19 protein-coding genes are annotated in these 19,523 nt (G+C 59.8%); 11 read left to right on the top strand and 8 right to left on the bottom strand.

Annotated elements, in window-relative coordinates; genetic code table 11:
• Positions 1–11 precede the first annotated feature (11 nt).
• The 5 genes from JTJ32_RS03430 to acs all read right to left on the bottom strand — a co-directional run bounded on the left by JTJ32_RS03430 (position 12) and on the right by acs (position 5,981).
• Entirely contained in the window at positions 12–1,124 is a 1,113-nt protein-coding gene (locus JTJ32_RS03430; protein WP_210040865.1) for a succinylglutamate desuccinylase/aspartoacylase family protein, read from the bottom strand.
• A 1-nt stretch (position 1,125) separates the two neighbouring features.
• Entirely contained in the window at positions 1,126–1,824 is a 699-nt protein-coding gene (locus tag JTJ32_RS03425) for an ABC transporter permease (protein ID WP_099228295.1), read from the bottom strand.
• Positions 1,821–2,510: an ABC transporter permease gene (locus tag JTJ32_RS03420; protein WP_210041118.1), complete on the bottom strand. Its 690-nt coding sequence runs from the start codon at positions 2,508–2,510 to the stop codon at positions 1,821–1,823. Before JTJ32_RS03420 ends, JTJ32_RS03425 begins: the two co-directional genes overlap by 4 nt.
• A gap of 86 nt (positions 2,511–2,596) precedes the next feature.
• Entirely contained in the window at positions 2,597–3,373 is a 777-nt protein-coding gene (locus JTJ32_RS03415) for an ABC transporter substrate-binding protein (RefSeq protein ID WP_099228294.1), read from the bottom strand.
• 652 nt (positions 3,374–4,025) lie between these two features.
• The gene (gene acs / locus JTJ32_RS03410; protein ID WP_184319645.1) at positions 4,026–5,981 is read right to left on the bottom strand and encodes an acetate--CoA ligase; all 1,956 of its coding nucleotides are present in this window, start codon (positions 5,979–5,981) and stop codon (positions 4,026–4,028) included.
• Between the two features lie 338 nt (positions 5,982–6,319).
• Here acs and JTJ32_RS03405 point away from each other — a divergent pair, with 338 nt between their 5' ends.
• Positions 6,320–6,586 carry a DUF2790 domain-containing protein gene (locus JTJ32_RS03405; RefSeq protein ID WP_099228292.1) on the top strand — a complete coding sequence of 89 codons (267 nt, stop codon included), beginning with the start codon at positions 6,320–6,322 and terminating at the stop codon, positions 6,584–6,586.
• A 109-nt stretch (positions 6,587–6,695) separates the two neighbouring features.
• Here JTJ32_RS03405 and JTJ32_RS03400 read toward each other — a convergent pair whose 3' ends face one another.
• Positions 6,696–8,255, bottom strand: a complete 1,560-nt coding sequence (locus tag JTJ32_RS03400; protein ID WP_210040863.1) for a sigma-54-dependent transcriptional regulator — start codon at positions 8,253–8,255, stop codon at positions 6,696–6,698.
• Positions 8,256–8,525: 270 nt separating this feature from the next.
• On the opposite strand from JTJ32_RS03400, the gene phhA reads away from it, so the two are divergent.
• From phhA to JTJ32_RS03375, 5 genes are all read left to right on the top strand, one after another.
• Positions 8,526–9,323, top strand: a complete 798-nt coding sequence (gene phhA, locus JTJ32_RS03395; protein ID WP_210040861.1) for a phenylalanine 4-monooxygenase — start codon at positions 8,526–8,528, stop codon at positions 9,321–9,323.
• A 40-nt stretch (positions 9,324–9,363) separates the two neighbouring features.
• Positions 9,364–9,720, top strand: a complete 357-nt coding sequence (locus tag JTJ32_RS03390) for a 4a-hydroxytetrahydrobiopterin dehydratase (RefSeq protein WP_210040859.1) — start codon at positions 9,364–9,366, stop codon at positions 9,718–9,720.
• Positions 9,720–10,916 carry an amino acid aminotransferase gene (locus JTJ32_RS03385; protein ID WP_210040857.1) on the top strand — a complete coding sequence of 399 codons (1,197 nt, stop codon included), beginning with the start codon at positions 9,720–9,722 and terminating at the stop codon, positions 10,914–10,916. Before JTJ32_RS03390 ends, JTJ32_RS03385 begins: the two co-directional genes overlap by 1 nt.
• Positions 10,917–11,456: 540 nt before the next feature.
• Positions 11,457–11,636, top strand: coding sequence for a hypothetical protein (locus JTJ32_RS03380; RefSeq protein WP_122413048.1), 180 nt, complete (start codon positions 11,457–11,459; stop codon positions 11,634–11,636).
• Between the two features lie 192 nt (positions 11,637–11,828).
• Positions 11,829–13,040: an MFS transporter gene (locus JTJ32_RS03375; protein WP_184319632.1), complete on the top strand. Its 1,212-nt coding sequence runs from the start codon at positions 11,829–11,831 to the stop codon at positions 13,038–13,040.
• 12 nt (positions 13,041–13,052) lie between these two features.
• On the opposite strand, the gene JTJ32_RS03370 is transcribed toward JTJ32_RS03375, so the two are convergent.
• Positions 13,053–13,805, bottom strand: coding sequence for a GntR family transcriptional regulator (locus JTJ32_RS03370; protein WP_210040855.1), 753 nt, complete (start codon positions 13,803–13,805; stop codon positions 13,053–13,055).
• Between the two features lie 137 nt (positions 13,806–13,942).
• Positions 13,943–14,296, bottom strand: a complete 354-nt coding sequence (uraH, locus tag JTJ32_RS03365) for a hydroxyisourate hydrolase (protein ID WP_210040853.1) — start codon at positions 14,294–14,296, stop codon at positions 13,943–13,945.
• Between the two features lie 392 nt (positions 14,297–14,688).
• Here uraH and puuE point away from each other — a divergent pair, with 392 nt between their 5' ends.
• From puuE to JTJ32_RS03340, 5 genes are all read left to right on the top strand, one after another.
• Positions 14,689–15,618 carry an allantoinase PuuE gene (puuE, locus tag JTJ32_RS03360; protein WP_099228282.1) on the top strand — a complete coding sequence of 310 codons (930 nt, stop codon included), beginning with the start codon at positions 14,689–14,691 and terminating at the stop codon, positions 15,616–15,618.
• The gene (gene uraD, locus JTJ32_RS03355; RefSeq protein ID WP_210040851.1) at positions 15,615–16,154 is read left to right on the top strand and encodes a 2-oxo-4-hydroxy-4-carboxy-5-ureidoimidazoline decarboxylase; all 540 of its coding nucleotides are present in this window, start codon (positions 15,615–15,617) and stop codon (positions 16,152–16,154) included. The genes puuE and uraD overlap by 4 nt, the downstream gene beginning before the upstream one ends.
• Positions 16,155–16,170: 16 nt before the next feature.
• The gene (alc, locus tag JTJ32_RS03350; RefSeq protein ID WP_184319619.1) at positions 16,171–17,166 is read left to right on the top strand and encodes an allantoicase; all 996 of its coding nucleotides are present in this window, start codon (positions 16,171–16,173) and stop codon (positions 17,164–17,166) included.
• A 151-nt stretch (positions 17,167–17,317) separates the two neighbouring features.
• Entirely contained in the window at positions 17,318–17,842 is a 525-nt protein-coding gene (locus tag JTJ32_RS03345; protein WP_057410857.1) for an ureidoglycolate lyase, read from the top strand.
• A 28-nt stretch (positions 17,843–17,870) separates the two neighbouring features.
• On the top strand, positions 17,871–19,154 hold the full coding sequence (locus JTJ32_RS03340) for a urate hydroxylase PuuD (RefSeq protein WP_210040849.1): 1,284 nt from the start codon (positions 17,871–17,873) through the stop codon (positions 19,152–19,154).
• Positions 19,155–19,523: the final 369 nt, after the last annotated feature.

The following is a 19,523-nucleotide window of genomic DNA, read 5'->3' as shown; positions in this document are numbered from 1 at the left end:
TCACGGAACGATCAATCACTGAGCAGGCGTCCCTGGCGCAGCGCCGTGCGCCCCGCCACTTTGGCCAGCCAGAAACCGGGTTGAGCGTAGCGAAGCCGCTCGATGGCAAACAGCACACCGGCAGTATTCGCGTAAATGGTGCTGACCTGATCGGACAGCGGATCGATGACTTCGAACAGTGGTTCGCCGGGCTCGACCCACACACCAGGGGCACGCAGGAACGTCACTACACCGGGGTGAGGCGCGTAGAGCAACTCAGTGCCTTCGAACGGCATGCCTTCGCAAGCCTGATGCGCGGGCTGAGGCCAGTCGCCACTGATAAAACCCTGCTCGGCCAGAAACGCCAGAATGCCTTCGGCATGGGCCTGGGCTTCAGGCTTGCCGGTGTCGGCCTGACCGCCCAGCTCGATGGTGGTCGCCAGACAGGCGAGCGGAATCTGCGCCTGCGCGAAGATGCGCGATAAACGCAGCCATGGCAGCGAACAGGCTTCGTCGAACGAGCTGCCGCCCGAATCCTCGGCCAGCAACCCGACCTTGACGTTCAGGTGCGCTGCCAACGAACGCCACTGCGGCCAGTGCTGGGGCAAGGCGTACATGTGCAGCGCAGCATCGGCGTCACAGTGCAGATCCAGCACCACGTCAGCCACGCAGGCGTGCTTGAGCAGAATCCGCTGCATGCCCTGCAACTCGCATTGCGGCGCAGGCAGACGCTCGAGCACTGTGCTCATGGCTTGACGAATCAACTGGGTATTGGCGCGCGGATCGTCGCCCAACTGCCCTTCCAGCAACTCGGCAACCGGTTCGCTCAATTCAGTGAAGTCGCGGTTGAAATTCTTGCCGCTGCCGAACTCGAAACGACCCTGGTGCGCGCCTTGCAACAGCTGGCCCAGGCCCAGCGGATTGGCAACCGGGACCAGTTCGACGACACCTTTGAGCGCGCCCTGCCGCTCAAGCTCGGTGAGGCGTTTCTTCAGCTCCCACGCAGTGCGCATGCCCGGCAGTTCATCGGCGTGCAGGCTGGCCTGAATGTAGGCCTTGCGCTCGCCGGCACCGAAACTGAACACGCTGAGGTGGCGCTGGGTGCCGAGGGTGCTCCACGGCAATAAATGATCGACTCTTTGCATTTCAGACCTTCCGTGGGGCCATGTAGCCCAGCCAGCGACGTTCGGCCATCTTGAACAGTCGCACCAGAATGAATGTCAGGCACAGATAGAAAACGCCTGCGGTGATGTACGCCTCGAAAGGCAGGTAGAACTGGGCGTTGACCGTACGGGCCGCGCCGGTGATATCGATAAGGGTCACGATGGACGCCAGACTGGTGGTCTGCAGCATCATGATCACTTCGTTGCTGTACTGCGGCAGCGCCCGGCGCAGGGCCGAGGGCAGCAGAATGCGGCGGTACATTTTCGTGCGCGACATGCCCATCGCCCGCGCCGCTTCGATTTCACCGGCAGGCGTTGCCTTGAGGCTGCCTGCAATGATCTCGGCGGTGTAGGCGCTGGTATTCACGGCGAAGGCCAGACAGGCACAAAACGTCGCGCTGGACAGCCATGGCCACAGAAAACTTTCGCGCACGGCTTCGAATTGAGCCAGGCCGTAATAGATCAGAAACAGCTGCACCAGCATCGGCGTGCCGCGAATCACGTAGGTGTACAGCCAGGCCGGCATGTTCACCCACGGATTTTTAGACACCCGCATCAGGCCCAGCGGCAAGGCCGCGAGCAGACCAAAGCCCAGGGAAATCGCCAGCAGCTTGAGGGTCACCAGCAGACCGCCGAAGTACAGCGGCAGGCTTTCCCAGATGACGTTGTAGTCGAAGATCATAGGTCAGCCGCCCTGACGCCCACGGAGTAGCGTTTTTCCAGATAACGCAGGGCCAGCAGCGAAACGCTGGTAATCACCAGGTACATCGCTGCGACCGCAAGAAAAAAGGTGAAGGGTTCGCGGGTGGCATCGGCCGCCTGCTTGGCCTTGAACATCATGTCCTGCAGACCTACCACGGAAATCAGCGCGGTAGCCTTGGTCAGTACCAGCCAGTTATTGGTGAAACCGGGAATCGCCAGACGGATCATCTGCGGCACCAATATGCGGAAAAACACTTTGCCGCTGCTCATGCCATACGCCATGCCAGCCTCGGCCTGCCCCTTGGGGATGGCGATGAACGCGCCACGGAACGTCTCGGACAGGTAAGCGCCAAAAATGAAGCCCAGTGTGCAGATACCGGCCGCGAACGGGTCGAGATCGATGTAATCCTCGAAACCCAGCATCGGCGCGACACGATTGAGCAGATCCTGACCGCCATAGAAAATCAGCAGAATCAGAACCAGATCGGGAATACCGCGGATCACGGTGCTGTACAGATCGCCCATCCAGGCCAGCCAGCGCACCGGCGACAGACGAAGCGCCACGCCAATCAGACCGAGAACGATCGCCAGGGCCATCGATGACAGCGCCAACTGCAACGTCAGCCAGGCACCTTCGAGGATCACAGCCCCGTAGCCTTTCAACATCATGTGCGGTCCTCAAGCGTGGAATAAAAAATGGCGCAAGCCAGCGAGTCTGTTTGCGCCATTTCGGTCAGTACCCTGCGGCAGTTTTATTTGCCGTAGATGTCGAAGTCGAAGTACTTGTCCTGGATTGCCTTGTACTTGCCGTTGGCACGGATTGCAGCGATGGCGGCATTGATGCGGTCAAGGTTGGCCTTGTCACCCTTGCGCACAGCGATGCCGATGCCGTCGCCGAAGTATTTCGGGTCAGTGAACGACGGGCCGACGAACGCATAGCCTTTGCCAGCGTCGGTTTTCAGGAAGCCGTCCTGCAGCAGGGTCGCGTCAGCCACTGTACCGTCCAGACGACCGGCACCGATGTCCAGATAGATTTCGTTCTGCGAACCGTATGGCGTCACTTCGACACCCAGCGGCGCCAGCGTTTCACGAGCGAAGCGCTCATGGATCGAACCACGCTGCACGCCGATCTTCTTGCCCTTGAGCTCAGCCAGGTTGTCGCTGACCGTGGTGCCTTCCTTCATGACCAGACGAGCCGGGGAATTGTAGTACTTGCCGGTGAAGTCCACGGACTTCTTGCGGTCTTCGGTGATGGACATCGAAGACAGGATCGCGTCGATCTTGCGGACTTTCAGCGCAGGGATCAGGCCGTCGAACTCTTGCTCGACCCACGTGCACTTGGCTTTCATTTCTTCACACAGCGCGTTGCCGATGTCGTAGTCGAAACCGACGATGCTGCCGTCCGGGGCCTTGGAGGCGAACGGAGGGTACGCGGCTTCAATACCGATTTTCAGCGGCTTTTCGTCAGCGAATGTCGGCTGGGCAAGCACGGACAACGCCAGCGCGCCAATAAGCATGAGCTTTTTCATTTACAGAACTCCATCGGTAAAGCACGACAAGTGGCAGAGTGGGCAGCGCCCATTATGCGAAAGGACCATCCAGAGAGAGCGACATCAGGCATCCGATACCGTGTTTCGGGTCACCGGCCTCTGACGAGTGAGGGGCATTTTAACGACAGGCTCGAAGTCGATATTTCTTCAATGCGACAACAAGTTACAGAAGCACCTGAAAAGCACCCCGCCCCTGTTGACGAAGCTGGAATCCCGTGATCCAGCAGGACAGGCTCAACCTGTTGAAGCAGCAAAAAGCGCGCCCATTATTGGCAAAGCCTTCTAATCCGGCAAGCCCAGCGTGTGATCGATTCGGAGAGCGACCTTGGGGATCAGCTTATTCCTACAAATAACGGAACGAGTGTCCCACAAGGAAGCAGGCGGAAGAAACGGCGGGTAGACACGTAACAGGTCGATATATCCCGGCCGGAATATTTGATGCTGCGCAAATCAATGCCAAGCGACTGAAGGCATACCCACAGCCCGTTGGTGACAGCAAGACTCGTGCAGAACGATGAGCGCGGAGTGGGAAGGATCACTGAAGTGCACCGCACCGCTGGGGACACTGGGTTGCGGTAGGCATTCCCGCGCAGGCGCGCGGGAATGGACCAAAATGGAGCAGGACTGCCTGTCAGGCAGCGCTCATGGTCTTGTGAGTGTCGATCAGGTGCTGCACGACGCCCGGATCGGCCAGGGTGGAGATGTCGCCCAGGGCGTCGTACTCGCCGGTCGCGATCTTGCGCAGGATGCGGCGCATGATCTTGCCCGAGCGGGTTTTCGGCAGGCCCGGCGCCCACTGGATGAAGTCCGGCGAGGCAATCGGACCGATCTCCTTGCGCACCCAGTTGCGCAGTTCGATACGCAGCGCTTCGTCAGCCGTTTCACCGGCGTTGAGCGTGACGTACACGTAGATGCCCTGCCCTTTCAGGTCATGCGGCACACCGACCACCGCCGCTTCGGCGACTTTCGGGTGCGCGACCATCGCACTTTCGATCTCGGCAGTCCCCATACGGTGCCCGGAGACGTTGAGTACGTCGTCCACGCGACCGGTAATCCAGTAGTAACCGTCCTCGTCACGACGCGCACCGTCACCAGTGAAGTACATGCCACGGAACGTCTTGAAGTAGGTGTCGACGAAGCGGTCATGGTCGCCGTACAGAGAGCGCGACTGGCCCGGCCAGGAATCGAGAATCACCAGATTGCCTTCGGCTGCGCCTTCGATCAGGTTGCCCAGGTTGTCCACCAGCGCCGGAATCACACCAAAGAACGGACGCGTTGCCGAACCAGGCTTCAGCGCGGTCGCACCTGGCAGCGGGCTGATAAGAATGCCGCCAGTCTCGGTCTGCCACCAGGTGTCGACGATCGGGCAGTTTTTCTTGCCCACGGTGTCGTAGTACCAACCCCAGGCCTCAGGATTGATTGGCTCGCCCACCGAACCCAGCAGGCGCAGGCTGGAACCGTCAGCGCCTTCAACCGAACGCGTGCCCTCGGCCATCATGGCCCGAATGGCGGTCGGTGCGGTGTAGAGGATGTTGACCTTGTGCTTGTCGATGATTTTCGACACGCGGGTGATGTCCGGGTAGTTAGGAACGCCTTCGAACAGCAGAGTGGTCGCGCCATTGGCCAGCGGGCCGTAAACAATGTAGCTGTGGCCGGTGACCCAGCCCACGTCAGCGGTGCACCAGTAGATCTCGCCTGGCTTGTAATCGAACACGCGTTCGTGAGTCAGTGCCGCGTAGAGCAGATAACCGGCCGTGGTATGCAGCACGCCCTTGGGCTTGCCGGTGGAACCGGAGGTGTAAAGGATGAACAGCGATTCTTCAGCGCCCATTTCTTTCGGCGCGCAGGTGCTTGATGCCACTTCCAGCAGCGCGTGGTACCAGATGTCCCGATGACGGTTCCACTCGATCTCGCCCCCGGTGCGCTTGCAGACGATAACCTTCTGCACGCTGCTGGTTTCCGGGTTGGTCAGGGCGCGGTCGACGTTGGCTTTGAGCGGGGTTTTCTTGCCGCCTCGCAGACCTTCGTCAGCGGTGATGACCACTTTGGAACTGCAGTCGATAATGCGGCCGGCCAGCGCTTCCGGCGAGAAACCGCCAAACACCACCGAGTGAATCGCTCCGATCCGGGCGCACGCCAGCATGGCGACCACAGCCTCGGGGATCATTGGCATGTAGATAGTCACCACGTCGCCACGGTGCACGTCCTGGCCGCGCAAGGCGTTGGCAAACTTGCAGACTTCGGCGTGCAGCTCGCGGTAGGTGATTTCCCGGTGTTCGGACGGATCGTCGCCTTCCCAGATGATCGCGATGCTGTCGCCGCGCTCTTCAAGATGACGGTCCAGGCAGTTATAGGCCACGTTCAGCGTGCCGTCGGCGAACCATTTGATGTCGACGCGGTGATCGTCGAAGGAGGTCTGTTTGACGTTTGTGAAGGGTTTGATCCAGTCGAGGCGCTTGGCCTGCTCACGCCAGAAGCCATCGGGGTTGACCACCGACTGCTGGTACATGGCCTTGTAGGTTGCCTCATCCGTCAGCGTGTTCGCTGCGACTTCTGGGCGGACGGGGTACAGGGAAGCTGCACTCATCTTGGTTACCTCGGTGGATAGTTGTTGTTTTATGAGTCCGTTGTATCCCGACCTACCTGACAGGACCATTCGACGTTGGTCTTACCGGCCCGGGCAGCCTGATTCACGTATGCACACACGGCATGACCGCAGGCACCATCAAAGGATTGTTACCGTTTCGATGAAAAGGCTTATCAAAACCCTTTATATATGTCGCCCGGCCAGAAGCCTAGAATCACTTCCGCCAACATGGCAAACACCAACAGCCCCCCACAGGCACGGTTCAAACCCATCGTAATGTTTCCTGAATGCAATCATTCGTCAGGCGCATTCGCTCGCACTCAAGAAGGTAAGCAGCAATGAAAGCTTCATTCGCGATTCTGGCACTTTGCGGTCTCAGTACACTGGCCATGGCCGAAGAGTCGCAAACCAAGGTCGCCGCTCAACAGGCACGCGTCGAGGAATATACCTATGGCACTCATCTGGATATCGCCAGGGTCATTTCCACCAGCCAGATCCCCAATGTCTGCCAGGTCGTCCCGGCCCGCATGGTCTACGAAGACTCGCACGGCAAACAGCACATCATGAGTTATCAGGTCATGGGTAACGGTTGCAGCAACGGCTGACACGTGCTCGTCTGGCGCGACGCCTCGCAGGTTATTGTGCAGATCATCATGCGGGGCGCCTCCTGAAACACGCCTGTTACAGGCGCAGGTTTTTCAATAACGCGCGGCGTTATTCAATCTGCTTGCCTACTTCATATTCACGCAACTTGTTGGCAATGGTTGTATGTGAAACACCCAGTCTTTTACCCAGTTGTCGACTGCTGGGATATTGCGCATACAGTTGTTCCAGCACCGACTTCTCGAATCGCCCGATAATGGCGTCAAGTCCGCCATCCAGCGAAACATCGCTCAATGTCTGTCGCACGCCATAATCGGGTAGCCGAATATGTTCGGCCTGTACCTGAGCGCCGTCGCACAATGAAACAGCCTGAAACAACACATTCTCCAACTGTCGCACATTGCCCGGCCAGTGATACTGACTGAGTCGTTTCATGGCGGCAGGTGCAATCCCCGGCAACCCACAGCCGATCTGGCGACTGGCCTGATCGAGAAAGTGCTCGACCAGAGGCGTCAGGCCATCCAGGCATTCGCGCAGCGGCGGAATGTGCAGCGTCAGCACGTTGAGCCGGTGGTAAAGGTCCTGCCGGAAAACACCCTGGGCGCAGAGCTCGGACAGATCGACCTGCGTCGAGCACATCACGCGTACATCGAGGTACATGTCCTCGTCGCTGCCCACCCGGCGAAAGCAGCCATCCTGAATGAAGCGCAGCAACTTGGCCTGCATGCGCGCGCTCAGTTCGCCGACGCCATCGAGAAACAGCGTGCCGCCCGCCGTCAGTTCCAGCAGGCCCAGCCGTCCTTCCACGCGTGCGCCTTCGAACGCACCGGGGTCGTAACCGAACAGCTCGGTCTCAGCCATGGATTCGGACAGTCCCGCGCAATTCAGCGCCATCAGCGGCGACTGACCGCGCGGGCTGGACAGGTGGCAGGCGCGAGCCAGCAGTTCCTTGCCGGTTCCGGTCTCACCCTCGATCAGCAACGGCGCATCCAGCGGAGCCATGCGGCGCGCCTCACGCACCACCGCAGCCATGACTTTCGAACTCTGGAAGATGCTGTCAAAGCCGCGCAATTCCTGCTTACGCACGTGATAGATGCGCTCGCCTACCCGGTCGGCCCGGTGCAGCGTCAACACTGCGCCAGACATCGCCTCGCTGTCGTCATGCTCCGACTGCAACGGCGCGATATCGGCCAGAAACACATCGCCACGCACCTTGATGCGCAGGCCGTTGATCCGCGACTTGTTGGCACGCACCAGCGCGGGGAGATCGAAATCCTCAGCGTAGCGTGACAGCGCAATGCCCGGCACCTCATCGACCCGCACACCGAGCAACTGGGCTGCCGCCCGATTGGCGGCCACGATGGCACCGGCCATGTCGATGGACAGCACCGGGAACTCCAGCGCGCCCAGCAAGGCGTTCAGCTCCATGTGCCGCCGTTCGCTGGGCATCAATCCGACGCGCTTGACGCCGAACACCCCGGCGATCGCCTCGAACCGGGGACGCAAGGCCTGGAACTGCAGGTTGATCAGGTTTGGACAGTGCAGGTAGATGGCATCGCCATGCTCACCGCCCACCTCACCCCTGGCCACGTTGACCCCGTAGGCGACCAGCAGGTCAAGAATGTCTCGAAGAATACCGATGCGATTCTGGCAATGGACCTTGATACGCATGGATGCTTGTTCCTCAGGGCGTTTTTTGTTGTAGCGCGAAGTTTACCGTCAAGAATACGTGACAGCCCAGCACAGTGACGGACTAGCAGAACCACGAATCATCTACTCGACAAAGCATCCGTAAAGTTTTCGTTACGCAAGAAAGGGAAAATCATTGAGACCGCGCAGCGCAGTCCGCTGACGTTGCGCGGGATTTGCGCTATTTCTGGGTCATTGCGCTTTGCATAGAAAACAGCTCATAACAACAACAGCGCTCTTCAGGAGACCAGCATGGCCCAGACGCACTACGTAGCGCGTGAGCCCGACGCAGCGGGCTTCATCGATTACCCGGCCGCCGAACATGCGGTGTGGAACACGCTGATCACCCGCCAGATGAAAGTCATCGAAGGCCGTGCCTGCCAGGAATATCTGGACGGCATCGAGCAGCTTGGCCTGCCCCACGACCGGATTCCGCAACTGGGCGAAATCAACAAGGTGTTGGGTGCGACCACTGGCTGGCAGGTCGAACGCGTGCCTGCGCTGATTCCGTTCCAGACCTTTTTCGAACTGCTGGCCAGCAAGCGCTTCCCTGTCGCGACGTTCATACGCACTGAGGAAGAACTGGATTACCTGCAGGAACCCGACATCTTCCACGAGATTTTCGGTCACTGCCCGCTGCTGACCAATCCCTGGTTCGCCGAATTCACCCACACCTACGGCAAGCTCGGCCTGAGCGCGACCAAGGAACAGCGGGTGTACCTGGCCCGCCTGTACTGGATGACCATCGAGTTCGGGCTGGTGGATACGCCACAGGGACGCAAAATCTACGGCGGCGGCATCCTGTCTTCGCCCAGGGAGGCGGTGTACAGCCTGTCGCCGGCGCCTGAGCATCAGCCCTTCGATCCACTCGAAGCGATGCGCACGCCTTATCGCATCGACATCCTGCAACCGGTGTATTTTGTTCTACCCGACCTCAAGCGCCTGTTCGATCTGGCGCAGGAAGACATCATGGGGCTGGTCGAGCGCGGTATGCAGATGAGTCTGCATGCGCCAAAATTTCCGCCCAAACCTAAACACCACGCGGCCTGAACGCCTGATCGGCAGCCGCGCGTCATAAGGAATCCTGTTCATGACTACACTCAACCAAGCCCACTGCGAAGCCTGCCGTGCCGACGCGCCGCAAGTCAGCGACGCGGAGCTGCCGGAACTGCTCAAGCAGATTCCGGACTGGAACATCGAAGTACGCGACAGCGTGATGCAGCTGGAAAAAGTTTTCCTGTTCAAGAACTTCAAGTTCGCCCTGGCCTTTACCAACGCGGTCGGGGAAATTGCCGAAGCGGAAGGCCATCACCCTGGCCTGCTGACCGAATGGGGCAAAGTGACCGTGACCTGGTGGAGCCACTCAATCAAGGGGCTGCATCGCAATGACTTCATCATGGCCGCCCGCACTAACGAGGTGGCCAAGGACGCAGAGGGACGTAAATAATGCATTTCAGGGACATCCAGCGTGTACCGGGCGATCCGATCCTGGGTCTGATCGAGGCTTACGCCAACGACGCGAACCCCCACAAGTTCGACCTGGGCGTGGGTGTCTACAAGGATTCACAGGGCCAGACGCCGGTACCGCGAGCAGTGAAAGCGGCGGAACAGCGGCTGGTCGACCGGCAGATGACCAAAACCTACATCGGCAGTCACGGCGAGCCGCGCTTCGGCACGTTGATCAGCGAACTGGTGCTGGGGATCGATTCGCCGCTCATCGAGGCAAAGCGTGCAGGCGCCGCCCAGACGCCGGGCGGTACCGGCGCGTTGCGTCTGGCGGCAGACTTCATCGCTCAGTGCCTGCCTGGTAAAGGCATCTGGCTGAGCGACCCGACCTGGCCTCTGCATGAGACCATCTTTGACAAGGCTGGCCTGAAGGTTGGCCATTACCCCTACGTCGGCAGCGACAACCGGCTGAACGTAGATGGCATGCTCGACGCGCTGCGCCAGGTTCCGCAGGGCGACGTGGTGTTACTGCATGCCTGCTGCCATAACCCGACCGGCTTTGACCTGTCTCACGCTGACTGGCGTGCAGTGCTGGAGATCGTGCAGAGCCGCGAGCTTTTGCCGTTGATCGACTTTGCTTATCAGGGGTTCGGCGACGGACTGGAAGACGATGCCTGGGCGGTTCGCCTGTTCGCCGAAACGCTGCCGGAATTGCTGATCACCAGTTCGTGTTCGAAGAACTTCGGGCTGTACCGCGAGCGAACCGGCGCGCTGATCGTCTGCACCGACGATGCGCAAAAGCTGCTGGATGTGCGCAGTCAGCTGGCAAGTATCGCGCGTAATCTCTGGTCGAACCCACCGGATCATGGCGCGGCGGTGGTGGCCGAGATTCTGGGTGACCCCGAACTGAAAAGCCTGTGGGCGGACGAGGTTGAAGAAATGCGCCAGCGCGTGGCGCAACTGCGCAGCGGACTGATCGAGGCCCTGACGCCGCTGGGGCTGGCTGAGCGCTTTGCCCACATCGCACAGCAACGCGGCATGTTTTCCTACACCGGTATCACCCGCGAGCAGGTCACCCGGCTGCGTGAGGAGCAAAGCGTGTACATGGTCAATGATGGACGAGCTAACATGGCCGGTATCGATGCGAGCCGCCTGGATCAGCTGGCGCAGGCGATTGCGGCGGTTTGCAAAGGATAAGGGGCAACGCTGGGTGCGTCCTTGCTTGTGACACAACAGTTTCGGACAGCAAACACCTCCCACCCTTTATCGCCCCCTGAGACGCTGCGTTGCGCCAGAACGGTATCGGTCCCAGCCTCACAGATTGCAATGAGCCATCTAATAGAGGCTTATTGCCAGCCAATCCGCCCAAGACAGTAAAATCCCTTTTTTGTTTCGCCACTCAGCCCATCAGTTGAAAAAAAACTCGGGATTGTCATTTTCAGTGGGGTATCCTGCGCAGGCTTTTTTAAAGCACGGTTCTATCTGCAACCCCTTGCGAGGAGCGATGACGATGCATGAAATCCCTAACTTCCCACCAGGCCAACAGGAACCAAAGCAGTCGACCCTGGCTCAACAGGAGCTTGGTCAACCTGCCGCAATGAAAGCTGCACCCTCGGCTCAAGACAGCCAGAAAGCCCGAAGCAAAGACTGAAGGCGTTTGTTTTCAGGCGTATCGAAAAACGGTTCTGCCGATTTTCAATACGCCTGGAAAACCGGTAGAGGCAAACGGACACCCCCATGAGCGATTTCACTGAAACCCAGGCCAGCGCACTGATCGGCACCGCCGAAAAGATGATCGAGATCTGGTCGCGCCTGAGCCCGGAAAAGCAGCAAGCCCTGCTGGCCCGCTTCGGCACTCAGGAAAATGCCCTGGCAGCACTGGTCACTACGCACCTCGTTGCGCCTTCCGGCTCCTGATCCTCCAATCTGCTCCCCAGTCTAAAAGCATCCCCCTGCCCTGCAGATTTATTGCAATCTGTTACCAGCATCGTCCGATGCGCCGTATGATGTTCATATCGAGAGCTTGCTAAGGGTTTTTCCCGCACGCTTTTCCATCGCACCGCTTTAACGCCACACGTCCACTTCGTGATCAGAATGAAACCTCTCTCCATGCCCGAGACAACGACTGCTGCACCGCAAACCCCGATGGCCATAACGCTGACGGTGGTTTCCATCGTCATGTTCACCTTCATCGGCTATCTGAACATCGGCATCCCGCTGGCCGTTTTGCCGGGTTATGTCCACAGCGATCTGGGTTTTGGCGCAGTGATCGCCGGTCTTGTCATCAGCGTGCAGTACCTCGCGACCGTGATCAGTCGCCCTTGGGCGAGCCGAATCATCGACAACCTGGGCAGCAAGAAAGCCGTGCAGATAGGCCTGGCCGGGTGCGGTGTGAGCGGTGTGTTCATGCTGGTGCCCGTCTGGCTGCAAGCGTGGCCGATGGCAAGTCTGGTGGTGCTGTTGATCGGTCGGGTGATTCTGGGCAGCGCGGAAAGTCTGGTGGGTTCCGGCTCGATTGGCTGGGGCATTGGCCGGGTCGGCGCTCAGAACACGGCCAAGGTGATTTCCTGGAACGGTATCGCCAGCTATGGCGCGCTGGCCATCGGTGCGCCATTGGGTGTCTGGATGGTGAAAGAATTGGGCCTGTGGACGGTTGGCGTCAGCATCATGCTGTTGTGTGCCACGGGGTTGCTGCTGACCTGGAAAAAACCGGGGGCCCCCATCGTGCACGGCGAGCGCCTGCCGTTCATGCATGTGCTGGGGCGCGTCTTTCCTCATGGCATGGGCCTGGCGCTGGGCGGTATCGGCTTCGGCACCATCGCGACCTTCATTACCCTGTATTATGCCAGCAATCACTGGCCAAACGCCGCTCTGTGCCTGACCCTGTTCGGGGCCAGCTTCATCACGGCACGTTTGCTGTTCGGCAATCTGATCAATCGGCTGGGCGGCTTTCGCGTGGCGATTGCATGCCTGTCGGTTGAAACGCTGGGCCTGTTGTTCCTGTGGATGGCCCCCACGCCCGGCCTGGCGCTGGCCGGTGCGGCACTGACAGGGTTCGGCTTTTCACTGGTGTTTCCGGCGCTGGGCGTGGAGGCGGTCAATCTGGTTCCGGCGTCCAGCCGTGGCGCGGCAGTGGGTGCCTATTCGCTGTTCATCGATCTGTCGCTGGGCATCACCGGGCCGCTGGCCGGGGCAATTGCAGCCGGGTTCGGCTTTGTCTCGATCTTCCTGTTCGCCGCGCTCGCATCGCTGAGCGGGCTGGGCCTGAGCATTTATCTGTACCGGCAGGCGCAGGCCCTGAGGCAGCAACAGGCAGGTTGATTGCGCTTCAGTTCAGTCGGCCCTGGCCTTCTTCTTGCCCAGCAGGTGCGAGAACACGGCTTGCAAGTCATCCGAGCTCGCGTCTTCGTCCAGGTTGAGCTTGCTGTCGATGTGATCCATGTGATGCATCATCAACTCGACCGCCAGCGCCGCATCCCGTGCCTCGATCGCGTCAATCAACTGGTTGTGCTCATCGTAGGAACAGTGTGTACGGTTGCCGGTTTCGTACTGCGCAATGATCAACGATGTCTGGGAAACCAGACTGCGCTGGAAGCTGATCAGCGGCGCATTTCGAGCCGCAACGGCCAATTGCAGATGGAACTCGCCAGACAGGCGAATGCCTGCCCCTCGATCCCCACGGGCAAAACTGTCGCGCTCGTCGCTCACCATCTGGCGCAACCGGGCGAGTTGCGTGGCCGTGGCATGCTCGACAGCCAGCTCGGTGATGGCCTTCTCCACCATGCGTCGGGCAAAAAATACCTGACGAGCTTCCTCGACACTGGGGCTGGCGACCACCGCACCCCGATTGGGGCGCAGCAGCACGACGCCTTCATGCCCAAGACGCGACAGTGCACGGCGAATGATGGTGCGGCTCACACCGAAGATCTCGCCCAACGCCTCTTCACTCAGCCGGGTGCCTGGCGCCAGACGCTGCTCGAGGATGGCGTCGAAGATATGCGCATAGACGATGTCGTCCTGAGTCGGGCTATTGCCAGCCCTGGCAGGTCGCGTCGGTTTCTTGAGAGGCAGGGACTGATCGTTCATGGGCACTCGGGCGCGGATGGATGACGGCGTCGTAACGCGCGCATTGTACACAGGGCAAAACCGGAAAGGCTTGCTCACGTCCGACGACCTGAACCGCGCACAGAAAAAAGCCCGCAGTGTGCGCGGGCAAGCGAGTATCAGCTGCCCCGGTACGTCGAGTAGCTGTAGGGCGAGATTAACAGCGGCACGTGAAAGTGCGCCTGACCTGCGTCAATGCCGAAGCGCAACACCACCACATCGAGAAAGGCCGGTTCGTGCAGCACCACGCCTCGCGCCCGGTAGTAATCACCCGCGTGGAAATGCAGTTGGTAGACGCCGGATCGATACTCATCATCTTGCAACAGCGGCGCGTCGCAGCGCCCATCGCTGTTGGTGACGGCGCTGGCGACCTTGAGCATCTGCTCGCCTTCAACGCGGTACAGCTCGATGACAATGGCGGCACCCGGACAGCCATGCGCGGCATCCAGAACGTGTGTGGTCAATTTTCCCAAGGCGCTGCTCCTTGCCGAGATGATTGCGACGAAACCGCACCAACAGAGTGCTCGTCGTGGCGCTGTTGTCAGCGATTAAGACACTTTTCAAAAATCCTGTACACGCTCGGGCCGAAACCATCAGGCCTTGCAGGCCCTCATCCGGCCGGATTGCACCGATTTCAGTGAAGCGAAGGAAATCAATCAGGTTTTTCCGATTAAACTGACCAGTCAGGCAGGTTTCTTGCTTGTCCTGATCCTGCAGACCCTTCGTACAGTTGTCATCGGGCTTGATGACAGGGAGCGAGGTTACAATTTCAAAAATAAATTGTATACAATCCTTGCACTGCGGACGCGCTGCCTCTACCGCACCTGACTTGATTTCACGCCTATCGCCTATAAGGAAGCCAGCAGTGAGCGCCGAATACCCACGCGACCTGATCGGATATGGAAACAACCCGCCTCACCCTCGCTGGCCGGGCAACGCACGTATCGCGCTGTCATTCGTGCTGAACTACGAGGAAGGCGGCGAGCGCAATATCCTGCATGGCGACAAGGAATCCGAAGCGTTTCTTTCCGAAATGGTCGCCGCGCAACCGCTGCAGGGCCAGCGCAACATGAGCATGGAATCGCTCTACGAATATGGCAGCCGCGCAGGCGTGTGGCGCATTCTCAGGCTGTTCAAGCAGTTCGATATCCCGTTGACGATCTTTGCCGTGGCGATGGCCGCGCAACGTCATCCGGACGTGATCCGCGCCATGGTCGCCGACGGTCATGAGATCTGCAGCCACGGCTACCGCTGGATCGATTACCAGAACATGGACGAAGCCCAGGAGCGCGAACACATGCGCCAGGCGATCCGCATTCTTACAGACATCAGCGGCGAACGTCCGCTGGGCTGGTATACCGGCCGCACCGGCCCGAATACGCGTCGACTGGTGATGGAGGAAGGAGGCTTTCTCTACGACTGCGACACCTACGACGACGACCTGCCCTACTGGGAACCGAACAACCCGACCGGCAAGCCGCATCTGGTGATCCCTTACACGCTGGACACCAACGACATGCGCTTTACCCAGGTGCAGGGTTTCAACAACGGTGAGCAGTTCTTCCAATACCTCAAGGACGCGTTCGACGTGCTGTATGCCGAAGGTGAAGAGGCACCGAAAATGCTTTCCATCGGCCTGCACTGCCGACTGATCGGACGGCCTGCCCGCCTTGCCGCACTCAAACGGTTCATCGAATACGTCAAAGGCCATGAGCAGGTGTGGTTCACGCGCCGCGTCGACATTGCGCGTCACTGGCATGCCGAGCATCCGTTCAACGCCGAGGCGGCACAATGACCGACTTCACGGGTCTTGCCCCGTCGACAATGAGTCGCGACGCGTTCATCGCCACCTTCGGCGATGTCTACGAACATTCACCCTGGGTCGCGCAGCAGGCTTACGAACAGGGGACACCGGCGGCACTGGATCAAATCGAAACCCTGCATCAGCGCATGAGCGACATCCTGCTCAGCGCCACGCGGGCGCAACAACTGGCACTGATCAACGCTCACCCGGACTTGGCCGGCAAGGCCGCCGTCAAGGGCGAATTGACCCAGGCCAGCAGCAATGAACAGGCAGGCGCAGGCATCCACCTATGCACGCCGGAAGAGTTTCAACGCTTCACCGAGTTGAATGAGGCTTACAAGGCCCGCTTCGGCTTTCCGTTCATCATGGCGGTCAAGGGCAGCGACAGGCACAAGATACTGGCGGCGTTCGAACAACGTCTCCATCACTCGCCGGAGGCCGAGTTCGCGTGCGCCCTGGCCGAGATCAACAAAATCGCACTGTTCCGTTTGCAGGCGCTTCAAGCGCCGCGCTCATCCAACGTTTAGAAGGCAGACAAGAAGCATGAAAGTTTACGCCGCACCGTTCGAGAAGTTCGTGAACCTGGCTGATGCGCGTCTGGGCACGAAGGTTCTGTCCGTGACCGACGACTGGTTCGCCGATGCCAACCGCCTGTTCCAGCCGACGCCTGCGGTCTGGAAGGAAGGCGTGTTCGACGACAACGGCAAATGGATGGACGGCTGGGAATCGCGCCGCAAACGCTTCGAAGGTTACGACAGCGCGGTGATTCGCCTGGGCGTGGCTGGCACCATCAAGGGCGTGGACATCGACACCTCGTTCTTCACCGGCAACTTCCCGCCGTCCGCCTCGCTGGAAGCCTGCTTTCTGGCATCGGGCGAGCCGGACGAAAACACTGCATGGACCGAAGTGCTGCCGTCCGTGGAGCTGAAAGGCAACAGCCATCACTATCACGAAATCAGCCACGATCAGCCGTTCAGCCATTTACGCTTCAACATCTACCCGGACGGCGGCGTGGCGCGCCTGCGGGTGCATGGCGTGCCGCATCGCGACTGGACCACAGTCGGTGATGGTGAGCAGATCGACCTGGTGGCGGCGCTCAATGGCGGTCGCTCCATTGCCTGTTCGGACGAACACTACGGCAGCATGAGCAACATTCTCAATCCGGGCCGTGGCGTGAACATGGGTGACGGCTGGGAAACCGCCCGCCGCCGCACGCCGGGCAATGACTGGGTCATCGTGGCGCTGGGGCATCCGGGGGAAGTCGAGAAAGTCATCGTCGACACGTTGCACTTCAAGGGCAACTACCCGGACAGCTGCTCGATCCAGGGCGCGTTCGTGAAAGGCGGCACCGACAGCCAGATCGAAACCCAAAGCCTGTTCTGGCGCGAACTGCTGCCCAGTCAAAAACTGACCATGCACGCCGAACACGAGTTCGCCGAACAGATCAAGGCCATCGGACCGATCACGCACATCCGTCTGAATGTGTTCCCGGACGGCGGCGTCAGCCGGCTGCGGGTGTTGGGGAAGGTGTCGCGGTAAGCTTCAGTGTTGATCGTGCCCATGCTTCGCGTGGGCATTCTTCAGCCCGTGACGTTCTTCGTCATACTCTGGAGCGGACGCAGAGCGTCCTGAGCAGCGTTACCATGCAGCGCGTGGCAACAATCATGGAATTCAAAACAGAAGAACCCGCATGCGCAAACTGATAATCGAGCCGTTGACCAAGGAAGCCTTTGCGCCGTTCGGTGATGTGATCGAAACCGATGGCAGCGACCACTTCATGATCAACAACGGTTCGACCATGCGCTTTCATCGTCTGGCGGAGGTGGAAACCGCTCAGCCGGACGACAAGGCGATCATCAGCATCTTTCGCGCCGAGGCGCTGCCGATGCCGTTGACCATCACTATGCTGGAGCGTCATCCGCAGGGCAGTCAGGCGTTCATACCGCTGCTCGGCAACCCTTTTCTGATCGTGGTCGCGCCCCTTGGCGATGCACCTGATTCAGAGCTGACCCGTGCCTTCGTGTCCAACGGCAGGCAGGGTATCAATTACCATCGCGGCGTCTGGCACCATCCGGTGCTGACGATCGAAAAGCGGGATGATTTCCTGGTGGTTGATCGCAGTGGAACCGGCAATAACTGCGATGAGCATTACTTTGCAGAGCACCAGTTGCTGGTGCTCGATCCCGACTCCCAGGAAGGGCCTGAGCACCCGTGAAGTGGTGACAGGTATTTAGGTAAGCACCGTGGCGGCACATCTGATGGAATGGCTGAATCTGGGCGTACGCTGGATTCACATGATTGTGGGCGTCGCCTGGATCGGCGCATCGTTCTACTTCGTCTGGCTGGAAAACAACCTCAACCGCAAGAACCCCCGTGACGGGCTTTCGGGTGATCTCTGGGCCATCCATGGGGGTGGCATCTATCACCTGGAGAAATACAAGCTCGCCCCGCCGACCATGCCGGAGAACCTGCACTGGTTCAAATGGGAAGCCTATTCGACCTGGCTGTCGGGCGTGGCCCTGTTGTGCGTGGTGTTCTATGCCAACCCGACGTTGTACCTGCTGGCACCGGGCAGCAGCCTGTCGGGCGCGGAAGGCGTGCACATCGGACTGGGTTCACTGTTCGTCGGCTGGTTCATCTACAGTTTTCTGTGCGACTCGGCGCTGGGCAAACGCCCTGCTCTGCTGGGCCTGATCCTTTTCATGCTGCTGGTTGCAGCGGCCTACGGGTTCAGCCAGGTGTTCAGCGGTCGCGGCGCGTACCTGCATGTCGGGGCGATCATGGGCACCATCATGGTCGGCAACGTGTTCCGCATCATCATGCCGGCACAGCGCGCGCTGGTCGCGGCCATCGCCGAGAACCGCACGCCGGACCCGAGCCTGCCGGCCAAGGGACTGCTGCGTTCACGGCACAACAACTACTTCACTCTGCCAGTGCTGTTCATCATGATCAGCAATCACTTTCCGAGCACCTACGGCAGTGAATACAACTGGCTGATTCTGGCGGGCATCGCCCTGCTGGCGGTATTGGTGCGGCATTACTTCAATACCCGGCATGACAGCCATCGCTTCGCCTGGACACTGCCGGTCGCCGCGCTGGGCATGCTTTGCCTGGCGTACGTCACCGGCCCCGCGCAACCGCCGCAGGCAACAAAAATCGTCTACCAACCGTTGCCCGGCACGGCCGTGGGCGGGCATCGCGCCGATGAGAAGCCGCCGGAACCGGTCGCAGCACCAGCCCAGCCGGAACCACCCAAGACAGCCGGTGCAGGCTTCAATCAGGTCAACGACGTGATCCGGCAACGCTGCACTGTCTGCCACTCGGCCAGCCCCACCAGCCAGTTGTTCAGTGTCGCTCCTGCCGGTGTGATGTTCGATACGCCGCAGCAGATCCAGCAGCAGGCACAGCGAATCAAGGCCCAGGCCGTCAACTCACCGATCATGCCGCTGGGCAACATCACCCAGATGACCCAGCAGGAGCGCGAGCTGGTCGGCGCCTGGATCGATAAGGGCGCGAAGCTGGACTGAGTCACTCGGGCGGCCCGCTGCAAACGGCCGCCCCGTTTTCGCCCCGGCCGCCCTGCGCTGGAGCACTTGAGGCAGATGACGCGAGCCAGTATCCTCCGCCGCCGCTGCAAAACAGGCCGATACCCGCCTTTTTAGTCGAATCCGATTGCCCATCCCGCCAGCAGGCCGGGTATTGCGGCGCCTGGAATTCCAGAAAACAATCAAAACCGACATCAATGTGGCGGTTTTCGTATTACGTCAGCTTTTTTTCGGCGATTGGCGCAGCTCTTGCTAACTAGTGGAAGTTGACCAAACAGACAAATTATTACACCCCCGGACAAGGTGCCATTCAGAGCACCGGTCTGCTCGATCATGATCTTACTCAAGGGA

The sequence above is a fragment of the Pseudomonas alliivorans genome (assembly GCF_017826695.1).
Lineage (GTDB): Bacteria > Pseudomonadota > Gammaproteobacteria > Pseudomonadales > Pseudomonadaceae > Aquipseudomonas > Aquipseudomonas alliivorans.
The sequence above is the reverse complement of the archived record's forward strand: the minus strand, read 5'-3'. Positions and strand labels throughout refer to the sequence as shown.